This is a genomic window from Sorangium sp. So ce145, from assembly GCF_051525985.1.
In the GTDB taxonomy this organism is placed as follows: Bacteria; Myxococcota_A; Polyangia; order Polyangiales; family Polyangiaceae; genus Sorangium; species Sorangium cellulosum_B.
In genome coordinates this window covers 2076696-2091687 of the sequence record NZ_CP150315.1, presented here as the reverse complement: position 1 = coordinate 2091687, position 14992 = coordinate 2076696, and the positions used below count along the sequence as shown (strand labels likewise).

The 14992-nt window shown below is 71.1% G+C and carries 6 protein-coding genes; 4 read left to right on the top strand and 2 right to left on the bottom strand.

The window, feature by feature from the left end:
* Positions 1–8: 8 nt before the first annotated feature.
* A complete protein-coding gene (locus WMF34_RS07915) occupies positions 9–1370 on the top strand; it encodes a DUF1552 domain-containing protein (RefSeq protein ID WP_437992897.1) in 1362 nt (453 codons plus the stop codon).
* Between the two features lie 52 nt (positions 1371–1422).
* Positions 1423–3204 carry a glycoside hydrolase family 44 protein gene (locus WMF34_RS07910; protein ID WP_437992896.1) on the top strand — a complete coding sequence of 594 codons (1782 nt, stop codon included), beginning with the start codon at positions 1423–1425 and terminating at the stop codon, positions 3202–3204.
* A gap of 127 nt (positions 3205–3331) precedes the next feature.
* Here the strand turns inward: WMF34_RS07910 and WMF34_RS07905 are convergent, their stop codons facing one another.
* Positions 3332–4873: an amidase gene (locus tag WMF34_RS07905; RefSeq protein WP_437992895.1), complete on the bottom strand. Its 1542-nt coding sequence runs from the start codon at positions 4871–4873 to the stop codon at positions 3332–3334.
* 652 nt (positions 4874–5525) lie between these two features.
* Between WMF34_RS07905 and WMF34_RS07900 the strand changes: the two genes are divergently transcribed.
* Positions 5526–6827 (top strand): cation:proton antiporter, encoded by a 1302-nt coding sequence (locus tag WMF34_RS07900; RefSeq protein WP_012234131.1) that lies wholly within the window; start codon positions 5526–5528, stop codon positions 6825–6827.
* Between the two features lie 69 nt (positions 6828–6896).
* On the opposite strand, the gene WMF34_RS07895 is transcribed toward WMF34_RS07900, so the two are convergent.
* Positions 6897–8174 carry a serine hydrolase domain-containing protein gene (locus WMF34_RS07895; RefSeq protein WP_012234130.1) on the bottom strand — a complete coding sequence of 426 codons (1278 nt, stop codon included), beginning with the start codon at positions 8172–8174 and terminating at the stop codon, positions 6897–6899.
* A gap of 683 nt (positions 8175–8857) precedes the next feature.
* On the opposite strand from WMF34_RS07895, the gene WMF34_RS07890 reads away from it, so the two are divergent.
* Entirely contained in the window at positions 8858–14785 is a 5928-nt protein-coding gene (locus WMF34_RS07890; RefSeq protein ID WP_437992894.1) for a PAS domain-containing protein, read from the top strand.
* The last annotated feature ends 207 nt before the right edge of the window (positions 14786–14992 follow it).

Below are 14992 nucleotides of genomic sequence, written 5' to 3'. Positions count from 1 at the left end.
ACAAAGCTTTGAGCCGACGAACTGTTCTCCGGGGCATTCTGGCGACGGGCGCTGCCGTCACCATCCCGCTCCCCTTGCTGGAGATCATGCTGAACGAGAGCGGCACGGCGCACGCCCAGACGAAGACCCCGGTCTCGCCGCTCTACGTCACGTGGTTCTTCGGGAACGGCACGCTGCCCGGTCGCTGGAAGCCGACGCGCACGGGCTCCGGTCAGGCCTGGGACCTCAGCCCCGAGCTCCAGCCGCTCGCGGACCTCAAGTCGTATCTCACGGTGATCAGCGGCCTCGAGAACAAGCTCGTGGTCTCCGGCGTCGAGCACCCCACGGGATCGGCGGGGGCCACGACCGGCGCGCCGCTCAGCGGGAACGCCGTGCGGGCCGCGTCCATCGACCAGGTCGTCGCGAACGCCATCTCGGAGGGGGCGCCGTACCGCTCTCTCGAGGTGGGGGTGACGCCGGCGACGCCGAACGGCCCTCAGGACTCGCTGCATACGGTCTCGCACAGGGGGCCGAACGCGCGCAACAACGCGGAGTTCGATCCGAAGGCCGTGTTCAACCGATTGTTCATGAACGGCTTGCCCGAGCCCAGCGACGACGGCGCGGAGCAGGCCGCGAAGCTCGCGAACGTCCGGAAGAGCGTGCTCGACTCCGTCATGCAGGACGGCGCGAGCCTGAAGCAGCGGCTCGGGGCGGCCGACAGGCATCGTATCGACGAGCACCTCGAGTCGATCCGGGCCATCGAGCAGCGCCTCGAGAGCATGCCGTCCGGCGGCGGCTCGACGTCGGCGTGCAAGAGCCCGACGGCCCCCACCGTCGGCAAGGACGCGCAGAGCGAGGCGCCCCCTGCGGTGAACTCCGCCATGGTCGAGCTCTCGGCGCTCGCGCTCGCCTGCGAGAGGACCCGCGTGCTCTCGTTCATGTTCTCGCTGCCCGCCGCGCACGTCTACTACCGGCACCTCGCGCAGGACATGAACGACGACTTTCACGACACCATCTGCCACGGGGACGCCGGGGATCAATCGAGCCAGCCTCGCGTCGACAAGGGCGTGATGTACACGATGCGCTGCCTGAACGAGTTCTTGACGAAGCTCAAGAGCACGCCGCACGGCAGCTCGAACCTGCTCGACAGCTCGCTCGTGTACGTCACGTCCGACACCGCGTGGGGCAAGGTGCACACGAGGACGGAATGGCCGGTGCTCTTCGCCGGGAAGGCCGGAGGGCGGCTGCGCGGCGACGAGCACCGCAACTTCCCCGGCGACAACCTGAGCAAGGCGCTCCTGACGATCGCCCAGATCATGGGCTTGAACGTGACGGAGTTCGGCGTCGACGCGGGGCGGGTCACGTCGCCGCTCGCGGGCATCCAGGTCTGACCACGCCAGCACGCGCCGCGATCCCGCGGAGGGATGGACTACCATGCACCGCATGCTCTCTCGACATGCTCCCGTCTTGCACGCCACGCTGCTCCTCCTCGCATCTGCCGCCTTCCTCGCCTGCGGCGACGACGCCGACACCCCCTCTGCTGGCAGCGGCGGCGCCGGCGCTTCGGGCGGCGGCACCAGCGCGGCCAGCGGCGCCGGCGCTGCTGGCGCCGGCGCTGCTGGCGGCGGCGCCGGCACGGCCAGCAGCGGTCAGGGCGGGTCGGGCGGCCATCCTCCCGCGGACCTCGTCGAGCCCGGTGATCCCGGGCCGGGTGATGTCACCTTCACCGTGCGCGCCGATCGGGATGTGCGCCCCATCAGCCGGCTCATCTATGGCGCCAACTGGGCCGAAGACCTGGACGGCGAGCAGCGCGGCACCACCGTCGTGCGCATGGGCGGCAACCGCATGACCGCGTACAACTGGGAGAACAACGCCTCCAACGCCGGCTCGGACTACATGCACCAGAACGACGCGCACCTCGCCGGGAACAGCCCGAACGGCGATGTCCCCGGGGAGGCGGTGCGCATGCACGCCGAGGGCGCGCTGGCGCACGGCGCCGCCTTCATCGCGACCATCCCCATCTGCGGGTATGTCGCGGCGGACAAGGACGGCGGCGGCGACGTCAATCAGACCCGGAATTACCTCGAGACCCGCTTTCATCCGACGATCGCGCGCAAGGGCGCTCCCTTCTCCTCGTCGCCCGATCTCGACGACAACGCCGTGTACCAGGACGAGTTCGTCGCCTGGATGAAGCAGGCCTTCCCCGACGCCTTCGAAGGCGACGTCGCGAGCGTCCTGTTCTCGCTCGACAACGAGCCCGACCTCTGGAACCACACCCACGAGCGCATCCACCCGGAGCCGGTGCGCTACGCCGAGCTCGTCGACAAGAACATCGAATTCGCTTCCGCGATCAAGGACGTCGCGCCGAACGCGCTCGTCACCGGCTTCGTCTCCTACGGGTATTCGGGCTATGTCAGCCTCCAGGACGCGCCCGACGCGGACGGCAACTTCATCGAGCACTGGCTCGACGCCATGAAGGCCGCCGAGATGAGCGAGGGGCGCCGCCTGGTCGACGTGCTCGACCTGCACTGGTACACGGAGATCTACGCGAACGGCGAGCGCATCACGGGCTCCGACGCCTCCCCCGAGTCGGTCGAGGCCCGCGTCCAGGCGCCGCGCTCGCTCTGGGACCCGACCTTCGTCGAGGACAGCTGGATCGCGAACGACGTCGTGCAGGGCCCGATCACGCTCATCCCCTGGCTCCAGGGGCTCATCGACGCCCATTACCCGGGCACCGCCATCGGCATCACCGAGTACAATTACGGCGGCGGCAACCACATCTCCGGCGCGATCGCGCAGGCCGACGCCCTCGGCGTCTTCGGCCGCGAGGGCGTGTTCCTCGCGACGATCTGGGATCCCGGCGAAGAGGTCTCGATGCTCCGGGCCGGCGTGCGCGCCTTCACGAGCTACGACGGGCAGGGCGCGCGCTTCGGCGATACGTCCGTCCGCGCCGAGACGAGCGACGTCGCCAAGGCCACCGTGTACGCGAGCATCGACGAGGCCGATCCGAGCCGCATGGTCCTCGTCGCCATCAACAAGACCGCGGCCCCGCTCACGGCCGCGGTGACCCTCGCCGCCCACGAGAGCTACACGGCCATCGACGCGTGGCAACTCACGTCCACCAAGGCCGATCTCGTGCCTGCGGATCCGATCGCGCCGCGCGCCACGAACGCCTTCACCTACGCGATGCCGGCCCACAGCGTGTCGGTGCTGGTCCCCCGATAGCCGCGTCCCCCTCGTCCGGAGCGTCGTCGGGACAAGCCCCGTCGAGACATGCGGAAACCCGACACGGGTCGGGCTGGAGCCCGCGGAGGCCACCCGGCCCGCCGCGGCAGCGTGGACCGCGCTCCCGTCAGAGCGCGGGCGCTCTGTAGCCGCCGAGCTCCCGCTCGATGTGGCCGGCCAGGGCGAGGACGACATCCTCGCGGAAGGGGCGGCCGATGATCTGGACGCCGACCGGCGTTCCTCGCGACGAGGTGCCCGCGCGCACGACGACCGCCGGCCACCCTGTCATGTTGTAAGCGAACGAGTAGCTGAATCCTGCGTAGGCCCCGTGCTCGACCCACGCATCGTGGGGCAGCGCCTCGAGGACACACGGCGGGCAGACGATGGCGTCGACATCCTTCATGAAGCCGAGCATCCGCCCCCGCCACGCGTCCAGCCGCTCGACCGCCGCGGTCAGCTCACCGCTCGACAGCGGCTCGCTCGCGAGCGCGGCGTCCACCTCGGCGCCGGGGTCCGTGGTCCCGGCCAGATCCAGGAGCCGCCTCAACCAGGCGCTGCCGTCCGCCCGGAAGATATCCGCGTCGATCGTGAGCACGTCGCTCAGCGCGTCGGGCTTCTTCGACTCCACCCGCGCGCCGCCCGCCTCCAGCGCCGCCGCCGCGTCCACCACCGCCTGGCGCACCGCCGCGTCCGGCGCCGCGATCCCGTTGTCGGTGTGCATCGCGATCCGCAGATCCCTCAGCCGCACGTGCTTCGGGTCGCCGAGCGGCGCCGGGATCAGCGCCGCGTCGCGCCAGTCGGGCCCCGCCAGGACGCTGAAGAGCAGCCAGAGATCGTCGACCGAGCGGGCCATCGGCCCGAGCACGGTGAACGATTGGAGCAGCCCCTCCGCCGGGACGATATGGCCCGTCCGCGAGATGCGGCCGGAGGTCGGCTTGAGCCCGGCGATCCCGCAGAAATGCGACGGCACGCGGATGCTCCCGCCGGTGTCGCTCCCCACGTCGAACGGCGAGCCGCCCGCGGCCACGATGGCGCCCGCCCCCCCGCTGGAGCCGCCCGGCGACAGGTCGAGGCCATACGGATTGTTGGTGCGCCCGTACACGGCGTTGTTCGTCTCGTAAGACCACGTCATCTCGGGCGTATTGCTCTTGCCCAGCAGGATCGCCCCCGCCTCCTTGAGGCGCCGGACCACGGTGGCGTCCTCCGCCGGAACGAAATTCGTTCGCCCGCTCGTCCCGCCGGTCGTCACGACGCCGGCGGTATCGATGGAATCCTTGATCGTCATCGGCACGCCGTGCAGCGGGCCGAGCGGCTTGCCTCTCGCCAGGGCCTTGTCCGCCGCCCGCGCCTCGGCTCTCGCCTCGTCGGCGCGGAGCTTCACCACGGCGTTCAGCCGCGGATTGATCTTCGCGATGCGCGCCAGGTGCGCCTCCACGACCTCGAGCGACGACACCCGCTTCCGGCGGATGAGATCCGCCAGCTGACCCCCGCTCGCCCGCGTGAGCTCCGACAGCGCCTCCGCCGTAGGCGCATCGACCGGCGCCATCCCATCACATGCGCCCGACAGGGCCGCCACACCCCCGGCGAACGCCCGCAAGAAGAAGCGGCGCGAGATCTCCCCTGTGTGCGCGGCAGCGCCCGGGTCATCGATGTTTGCTGATTCGCTCATGCTCTCCTCCCCACGGGAACGTCGTGAGCCAGCGTCGCACGGCTCGCGAGACGCACACCGTGATTCTTCGGGTTCAGATGATGCCTTTACAGGAAACGAGCCATTGCACAGCAGGATACCGGCAATATCGAAGGACCGCCATCGCCCCGCGGCCGACGACCCATCTACGGCGCTCACCGCGCGCGGTTGCGGCGCCGACCACAGGTTCGGAGGCGCGAACGGCGCCGCAGGCGCCGACGAGGCGCACGTCTCATCACCAGGCTGGAGGTGAAGCTGCCGCAGCAACACGCACATTTCGCCGCTCGGTAGGACGGTGTAAAGCGTCCGCGGGAGGTCTACACACGTCGTCAGACGTCCGGGAAGGGACGAGGCGCGCTAAGGCGCGCGGCGACAGGCGCATGCCGCCGTGAAGGTCGCTCGGGCCGGCTGCAGCGGAAGGAGTAGCGTCGTTCGTGCCGCCTCGACAGGGCGGGGTTCTCTGTCGCGCCCCCGGCCTTCGAGCAGCCCGGCGCAGGTCCCGCGATCGAGGCTTGACATTTCGAGTCGGCTTGGATTTCCTTCTCCCTCGGTGAAACTTTGACGTGCAACTTTTTATCCGGACGTCTCCGCGCCTCGCTCGAGCCGGCGCGCGTCCGCCTGTAAGCCTGGGAGCATGGATCTATTCCAAGTCTCGGCAGCGCTGCTCTCGCTCGCTGCGATCTTCAGCTTCTTCAACCATCGGGTCCTCAAGCTGCCGACCACGATCGGGTTGATGCTGATCGCGATGACGACGTCCCTCGTCATGGTGGCCATCGGAGAGCTGTTTCCCGAGGTGGAGGCCGAGGCGAAGGAGCACCTCCATGGCATCGACTTCAACAAGACGTTGATGCAGGGGATGCTCGGTTTTCTCCTGTTTGCCGCCGCGTTGCACGTCAACCTGGCGGATCTGAAGAAGCAGCGGGTCGTCATCGGCATCCTGGCCACCGGGGGAGTGCTCATGTCCACCGTGCTGGTGGGCGGCATGACCTACGCCCTGATGACGCTGATGGGCGTGCACATCCGGCCGGTCTACTGCTTGCTCTTCGGCGCGCTCATCTCCCCCACCGATCCCATCGCGGTGCTCGGGGTCCTCAAGCACGTGGGGGCGCCCAAGGAGCTCGAGATGAAGATAGCCGGAGAGTCGCTCTTCAACGACGGCGTGGCGGTGGTGGCGTTCATCGGGCTCCTGGAGATCGCGTCGGGGACGTCGGGCCTCGATCTGCAGCGGCTCTCGCTGCTGTTCGTCCAGGAGGCGATCGGCGGCGTGCTGTACGGCCTCGCGCTCGGCTTCGTGACGCTCGCCATGCTCCGGCAGGTCGACGACTACAAGGTCGAGGTCTTGCTCTCGCTGGCGACCGCGGCGGGCGGCTATGCCCTGGCGTACGCGATCCATGTCTCCGGCCCCATCGCCATGGTGGTGGCCGGGCTCTTCATCGGGAACGAGGCGCGCGCCGGCGCCATGAGCGAGAAGACCCGCGAGCACCTGGACGACTTCTGGGAGCTGATGGACGAGATCCTGAACGCGGTGCTGTTCGTCTTGATCGGCCTCGAGCTCTTGATCGTCGCCTTCGACGCCCAGTCGCTGCTCGCAGGGCTCCTCGCGTTTCCGGTCGTGCTGCTCGCGCGGTTCATCGCGGTCGCGCTGCCGGTGAGCCTCATGAAGAGGCGCAGGGTCTTCACCCCGGGGGCGATCCGCATCCTCACCTGGGGCGGCCTGCGCGGCGGCGTCTCGGTGGCCCTCGCGCTCTCCATCCCCGGGAAGCTCGCGGACGGCACGCTCGTTCCGGAGCGCGAGATGGTGCTGACCATCACCTATGTCGTGGTGGTCGTCTCCATCGTGGTGCAGGGCCTGACCATCGGCCCCTTGCTGCGCCGGACGCTCGCCGCCGCCGCCGCCGTCGAGCCGGAGGAGCCGCTCCCCGTGGAAGCCGCCTGAACGACCTGGAGGCGTGGCGTTCGCCCGAGATCCTCGCCTGTCGCGGCGGCCGCTCGCCCGCGACGGCGCTCAGCGGTGCACGGCGTTGATGATGCCGTCGAAGAACTCGGTGCAACCGACGTTGTCGAGCATGCGGTTCCAGCCGAGCTCGTCGAACGGCTGCGGCAGCCCGTGGTTGGTCAGGAGGACGCCGATGATCTCGAGATCCGGATCGACCCACATGAACGTGCCGGCGCCGCCCGCCTTGCCGAAGGCGCGCGGCGACAGGCGCATGCCGCCGCTCGAGAAGCGCCGCGTCCGCATCTCCCACCCGAGGCCCTTCGGGGCGAGGAGCAGGTTGTTGATGGGCGACGTGTCGGTCTCCGCCTCCGTCACGTAGGGCGTGTTGTTCTTCTTCATCTGCCGGACCAGATCGGGCCGCAGGACCTCTGCGCCGCCATAGGCGCCGCCGTTCAAGATCATCTGGCAGAAGACGGCGACATCGAGCGCGGTGGTGAACACGCCGTCACAGCCGGCGATGCCGCCCAGCGCGAAGTCCTGCTCGTCCTGCACCTGCCCCCGCACGAGGCACCCCCGGCGGGCGGAGTACCCCGTGGCCGCGACGCGCTCGACGAGCTCCGGAGGCGGGTTGTACATCGTGTCGCTCATGCCGAGAGGACGCCAGACGCACTCTCTCGCGATGGCGTCGAGATCTTCCCCCGCGGCGGCCTCGATCATGCGGCCGAGGAGGCGGTAGGTGAGATCGCTGTACAGCGCCGATCTGCCCGTCGCGTATTCGAGCGGCGTCTCGGCCATGATGGACCAGGCCGTCTCGACGTCCTCATCCAAACACTGGTTGTCCAGCGGCAGACCGGACGAGTAACGGAGCATGTCGTAGACGGTGACGGCCGCCTTTCCGTTGGCGGCGAACTCCGGCAGGTACCTGGCGACCGGCGCGTCCAGCCGAATCACGCGCTCCTGCACGAGCGCGAGGGCCGCCGCCGCCGTCGAGAGCACCTTGCTCATCGACTGGACATCGAAGATCGTGTCGAGCGTCACCGGCTCGTCGGCGCCCGGGACCTTGCTGCCGAAGGCCCGGTGACCCACGATGACCCCGCGCCGCGCGACAAGCGCGGTGGCGCCGGGAAACAGGGCGTCGTTCACGCGGCGCTGGATCCGCGCGAAGACGTCCTCCAGCCGCTCCGAGCTCATGCTCACGTCCTCGGGCCGCCCCGCGGTGAGCGTCGTCGAGCATGCGCCTCTCCATGGGTCCGAACCGAGCGCGGGCGCCGCGGCGGCCACCGAGGCGAACTGGGTCATCCCTTGCAAGAACATCCTGCGGTTGACCGCTCGTCGTTGATCGATCATGGCTGTTCCCAACCTTGCTTTCATGAAGAACGAATCCTTCCACGGCGCTTGCCCCCCGGAGGGCCGGAGGCGCATTCAGCGTGGGCGTCTGGCGTGAAGGCTCGCAATTTGTACGCCAGCGTGACCTGCCGTCTCCCCTTCGAGCTGCACCGCCAAAAAGAGCTGCTACCTGGCCGCTGGTTTCAGCTGAGAGGTCCGGCGCGTCCCCTTCAATGGAGTTGGCACGACTGGAATGGAAGCGCAATCGATTGCGGGATGACGCAAGCAGATGACATCCTGGACGACCGTGGACGACCGCGGACGAATGAACGCGCTGTTCTCGAGTTCGCGCGTTCCCGCGGGGCCAGGGGCCCTCGTGGCCTGACGTCTCCCCCGCTTCCTCTCCCGTCGTCTCTCCCCCCATCACTCGCGCTCTCGCGCGCCAGCGGACGATACGGTGAGGGGTCCGCTCAAGGCCGAGCTCGGCAGACAGCGTCCGGCTGCGCTGCGATATACGCGGCTCGCCCTGGCCGGCCGCCACGCCGCGGCCGGCGCGTCGAGCCGATCATCGGACGCCTGGACCGCCGTGGCGCCGACCGCTCACCGCTGGTACCGATCCTGCCTGTCGGTCGGCAGCGCAGCGCAGGCGCTTTCGAGCGCAGCCGCGCCCCGGAGACGTGTGTCACGCCCAGCACGCCAGAGCCATGCAGACAGCGACCGAATACCTCGCGGAGGCCGTGCTGGACGAAGGGCCGGATTTCGCGCTCTACCGGGCGCGCGAGCCGGCGGGGCGGAGCGTCCTCGTCAAGGCCCTGAAGGTCGCTCACCCCTCGACGGCCGAGTACGAGGCGCTGCGGCGCGAGCTGGAGGCGACGCGGCTGGTCGGCTGCGACGTGGCCATGGAGGCGGCGCGGATCTGCACGTTCCATGGCCAGCCCGCGCTCGTCCTCCAGGACGGCGGAGCGACGCCGCTCGCCCGCCTCATGGGCACCCCCATGGATCTCCGCCGGTTCCTGAGGCTCTCCACCGGCATCGCCGGGGCGCTGGCGACGATCCACGGGCGGCAGATCGTCCACCTCGGCCTCACCCCGCACCGCGTGATGCTCCTGCCCGGCGACGCCATCAAGCTGACCGGGTTCAGCCCCTGGTCGCTCTCGCCGGGCCGGTGTAGCCCCCGATCGGCCCGTCCGTCCCCCTGCACCTGGCCGTACCTGTCGCTCGAGCAGGGCGGGCGCCTCGGCGTGGCGATCGATCACCGGTCGGACCTCTACTCGCTCGGGGTGATCCTGTTCGAGCTCCTCACCGGACGGCTGCCGTTCTCCGCGAACGATCTGCTGGGATGGCTCTACTGCCACGCCGCGGTCGTCCCCCCGTCGCCGCTCGTGTCCGTGCCCGGGCTGCCCTCGACCGTGGCCGAGCTCGTCCTGAAGCTGCTCGCGAAGCTCCCCGAGGACAGGTACCAGAGCGCCGCCGGCCTCCAGCACGATCTCGTCCGGTGCCGCGAGGCGCTCCGGACGGAGGGGCGGATCGCGCCGTTCCAGCCGGGCCTCGCCGACGTGCCGCCGCCTCTGCGGCTGGCCCCCGGGCTGTACGGCCGCGCCGGCGAGGTCGCGCGGCTGGAGGGCGCGGTGGCGCGCGTCGGGCGCGATGGCCGGACGGAGCTCGTCCTGATCTCAGGCCCGCCGGGCGTGGGCAAGACGCGCCTCGTCCATCGCCTGGGCGAGTCGGTCCGCGCGCCCGCGGCGCGCTTCACCGGCGGCAAGTGCGAGGCGGCCCCGCGCCACGCCCCGTGCGAGGCGCTCCTCGCGGCGCTGGACGGCGCACTCGTCCAGGCCCTCGAAGAGGGCGAGGCGTCGCGCGCGGAGCTGCAGCGCGGCCTCGCGGGGACGCTGGGCGCGAACGCGCCGCTGCTGGCCGGCATGCTCCCTGCGCTCGCCCGGATCCTCGGCCAGCGGAGCCCGCCGCCCGAGATCCCGCCCCCCGAGGCCGAGGCGCGGTTCCAGCTGGCGCTCGGCCAGCTCCTCGTCGCGCTCGCGCGGCCGGGGAAGCCGCTCATCGTCTTCCTCGACGATCTCCAGTGGACAGACGCCGAGACGCTGAAGGTCGTCGAGCGCTGGGCGACCGACCCCGGCGTCCGCCACACGCTGATCCTCGGCGCGTACCGGAGCAACGAGGTCCCCGATTCCCACGCGGTGCGCCGGATGATCCGCCGGCTCCGCGAGCAGGACGTCGCCGTGACCGAGATCGCGATCGCCCCGCTGTCCGCCGACGCGGTGACCTCGTGGGTGGCCGACTCGCTGCGCGCCCCCCGGGAGGAGGTCGCCCCGCTCGCGGCGAGCCTCCACGAGAAGACAGGGGGAAATCCGCTGTTCGTCGCGCAGCTCGCGGGCACGCTCCACCAGGAAGGGCTGATCCGCTTCTCGACGACCGCCCGAGCGTTCCGGTGGGATCTCGAGAAGATCCGGGCGAAGAGGTGCTCGGACGACGTCGCCGAGATCATCGCCGCGAACCTCCGCGGCCTCGACGCGGGCACGCAGGACGCCTTGCGGCGGTTCGCCGTGTTCGGCGACGCCGCGGATCTGACGACGCTGGCGCTCCTCCTCGGCTGCCCGGAAGACGCCGTCATCGAGCGCCTCCAGGCGGCCTTCGCCCTGCGGCTCATCGCCCGGATCGACCGCGAGATCCGCTTCCTGCACGACCGCATCCATCAGGTCGCCTACGAGCTCACCCCCGCCGAGCAGCGGCCCGAGGCGCACCTCGCCGCCGCGCGCGCCCTGCTCGACGGCCTCCCGCCCGACCGCGTCGAGGCCCAGCTCTTCGAGATCGTGCGCCAGATCACCCGCGGCGCGCCGCGGATCACGTCTCCGGAGGAGCGGACGCGGGCCGCCGAGCTCAACCTGCGCGCGGGCCGGAAGGCGCAGGCCGCGACCCACCACGCCGCGGCCATCGGGTTCTTCCTGCTGGGCGCCGAGCTGCTCGCGGGCGCGCCGGGGGAGGCGGCGCGCGCCGGGCTCGCGTTCGAGCTCGACTTCGCGCTGGCCCAGTGCCGGTTCGCGACCGGCGAGCTCGCGGCCGCGGAGCGCATCTGCGCGTCGCTGTGCGAGCGCGCCTCCGGGCGCTGCGTGGCCGCGACCGTGTACGCCCTGCTCGCCGAGATCCAGGTCGCGCGAGGCGCGATGGACGCCGCCGTCGAGAGCTGCGTCGCGGGCTTCGGCAACTGCGGGCTCCCCCTGCCGCGCCACCCGGAGGCCGCCGCGGTGGACGCCGCCGTCGCGGCGGTCCTGGATCGCCTCGAGGGCGGCGCCCTCGCCATCGCCGCCCTCCCGGACCTGCCGCCCATGACCGACCCGCGGGCCCGGGCCGTCTGCGATCTCGCCGCCACGCTGTATCAGCCCGCCTACCACGCGAGCTGGGACGTCATGGCGGCCGCCGCCAGCGCCGCGGTGGAGCTCTCGCTGACGCACGGGAACACGAGCAGCTCCGCGGCCGCCTACGCGACCTTCGGGCTCGTCCTCGCCGAGCGGCGCGGGCGCCCCGCGGACGCGTTCGCCTTCGGCGAGGCGGGCTACCGGCTCGCCCAGCGCGAGGAGCTCTCGCCCTACAGGCCCAGGGCGAGCTTCACGTTCATCGTCTTGCTCGGCTACCTGGAGATGCCTGTCCGACGCTGTCTGGAGCTCGCGCGGCGCGAGCTGGACGCGGCGATCTCCGCCGGCAACTACGCCTTCTCCTGCTACTTCGGCCACCAGCTCATCGCGTTTCGGCTGTTCGTCGGCGACTCCCTCGACGACGTCGCCGAGGAGGCTTCGCGGCGCCTCGCGCTCGCCGAGCGCACCTGCGTCCCGGTGGACCAGGACATCTTCCGCGATCAGCTGCGGCTGCTCGCGCGGCTGCGCGACCCATCCACGCCCGGCCGCCCTCCGGGGTGCTCCGCGGAGGAGCTCGCGCGGAGGGCGCCGATCAGGGCGTTCTATGGCCATCTCCTCGAACTGCAGGCGCGCGTGCTCCTCGGCGATCTGGCCGAGGCCGCCGGGGCGGCGGAGCGCGCGGGCGCCTTGCTGAGCGCCGCGCGCCGCTTCCTCGGCGCCGCCCAGGTCCACTTCTACGCGGCGCTCGCGCGCTCCGCCGGCCACGCCCGCGCGCCCCCGCCGGCCTGCCTCGAGGCCGTGCGCGCGCACCTCGCCCACCTGGCGGCGCTGGCGGACGCGTCCCCGGAGAACTTCGCACACCAGGCGGCCCTGGTCTCGGCCGAGCTCGCGCGCCTCTCGGGCGATGAGCTCGCCGCGGAGCGCGGGTACGAGCAGGCCCTCGACGGCGCCCGCGCGGGCGGGTTCATCGAGGTCGAGGCGCTCGCCAGCGAGCTCTGCGCGCGCTTCTACGAGCAGCGGGGGCTCGACACGGCGGCGAGCGCCTACCTCGCGCGCGCCCGCGACAGCTACGAGGCCTGGGGCGCGCGGGCGAAGGTCTGCGCCCTGCTCCAGCAGCACCCCGAGCTCGCGCGGCGGCCCGCGTCCGGGGGTGGCGACGTCAAATACCTGGATATGCTCGGTATTCTGAAGGCCTCGCAGGAGATCTCGAGCGCGCTGGTCCTGCCCCAGCTGCACGCCCGGCTCCTGCTCGTGGCCATGGAGCACGTGGGCGCGCAGCGCGGCTGCCTGCTCCTCTCATCGCCGGAGGGCCTCGTCCTGGTGGAGGCGAGCGGCGACGGAGAGCACGCCTTCGGCCCCGCCGGCCACCTCGCGGCGCCGTCGCAGGTGCCCCTGTCGCTCTGCACGGCCGTCGTCCGCGCCCGCAAGCCCATCGCGATCGCCGACGCGGCCGTGCCCCACCGGTTCGCGATGGATCCCTATTTCGGCGGCGCGTCGTGCCGCCGGCGCTCGGCCCTCGGCGTGCCCATCGTGCGCCAGGACGAGGCGGTGGGCCTGCTCTACCTCGAGAACAACCTGGTCCCGGGCGCCTTCTCCACCGCGGAGCTGGGCGTCCTCGACGTCCTCGCGTCGCAGGCGGCCATCTCGCTCGAGAACGCGCGGCTCTACGGCGAGCTCCAGCAGGAGAACGCGCAGCGCCGGCGCGCGGAGGCGTCCCTGCACGACAGCAACGCGCTCCTGCAGGCCATCCTCGACAACACGCCCGCCGTCGTGTTCGTCAAGGCCCCGGACGGGCGGTACCTGCTCATCAACCGCCGTTACGAGGACGTCGTGCACGTGAGCCGCGAGGACATCCTCGGCAAGACCGACCACGAGCTGTTCCCGGCCGAGATCGCCGACGCGGTGCGCGCCAACGATCTCGCCGCGCTGCGGGAGGACCACCCCATCGAGAGGGACGAGTACGTCGCGGCCCCCGACGGCATCCACACCTTCCTCTCCCTCAAGTTCCCGCTGCGCCATCCGGACGGGCGGTCCTATGCGGTGTGCGGCATCGCGACGGACGTCACCGAGCGCAAGCGCGCCGAGGAGATGCTGCGCCACTCGCACGCGCTGCTCGAGGCCACGCTCGACTCGACGGCGGACGGCATCCTCGTCGTCGACGACGCGGGCCGCCCCGTGCGGCACAACCGCAGGTTCAGGGAGATGTGGGGTATCCCCGAGCAGGTGCTCCTCTCGCAGGACGACCGCCTGGCGCTCTGCCTCGATCAGCTCGCGGACTCCGAGCAGCTCCTCCAGGAAGCGAGGATGACGAGGAGCGTCGACGACCCCCGCGAGGCGAGCGGCATCGACACCTTGACGTTCGACGACGGGAGGGTCTTCGAGCGCTACTCCCAGCCTCAGCGCGTGAGCGGGCGCATCGTCGGGCGGGTCTGGAGCTTCCGCGACGTCACGACGCGCGTGCAGGCCGAGCAGCAGCGGGACCGCCTGCTCGCGGACGAGCAGCGGGCGCGCGCCCGCGCGGAGGAGGCCGTCCGCGCGCGGGACGAGTTCCTCTCCGTCGCCTCGCACGAGCTCCGGACGCCGCTGACCAGCTTGCAGCTCGCCGTCCACTCGATGGAGAAGAAGCTCTCGCGCGGCGCGGAGGGCATCGAGCGGGCGCGCGCGTCGGTCGATCTCTCGCAGCGGCAGACCAAGCGCCTCGTCGCCCTCGTCGACATGCTCCTCGACGTCTCCCGCATCCACGCGGGGCGCCTGGAGCTCGATCCGATCGAGATCGATCTCCGCGCGATCGTAGGAGAGGTCACGACGTACCTGGACGACCAGCTCGCGCGGGCGGGCTGCGCGCTCGACGTGCGCGCCGCCGGGCCGGTCGTCGGCCGCTGGGACGCGCAGCGCCTCGAGCAGGTCGTGACCAACCTGCTGAGCAACGCGATCAAGTTCGGCGGGGGCAAGCCGCTCGAGCTCACCATCGCGTCGGACGGAGAGACCGCCCGGCTCTCGGTGACCGATCATGGCATCGGCATCCCCGCCGACGTGCGAGAGCAGGTCTTCGAGCGGTATCGCCGGGGCGTCTCGTCGCGTCATTACGGCGGGCTCGGGCTGGGCCTCTACATCACGCGCACCATCGTCGAGGCGCACGGAGGGCGGGTGAGCGTATCGAGCGAGATCGGCGAGGGATCGACCTTCTCCGTCGAGCTGCCGCTCTCGCGCGACGTCGACCCGCCCGCGCGCGGCCGGGAGCCGCGGCGGGGGCAGCGCATCGAGTAATCGAGTAGCGAGAGTAGCTAGAGTAGCGAGGGTAGCGACGAGCGCGTTGACAGCGGGCGCGCCGGCGCTACCCTGGGCATACCGGTCAGGAACAGGATCCGTCATTCCACCGACCGACGAGTCATGACGGGCCGCGCTCGCGCCTGGCGACGATGGACCTGAGAGTGTCCCTGATCCCACATGGGGTCTCGGGTGATGAGGTCACGC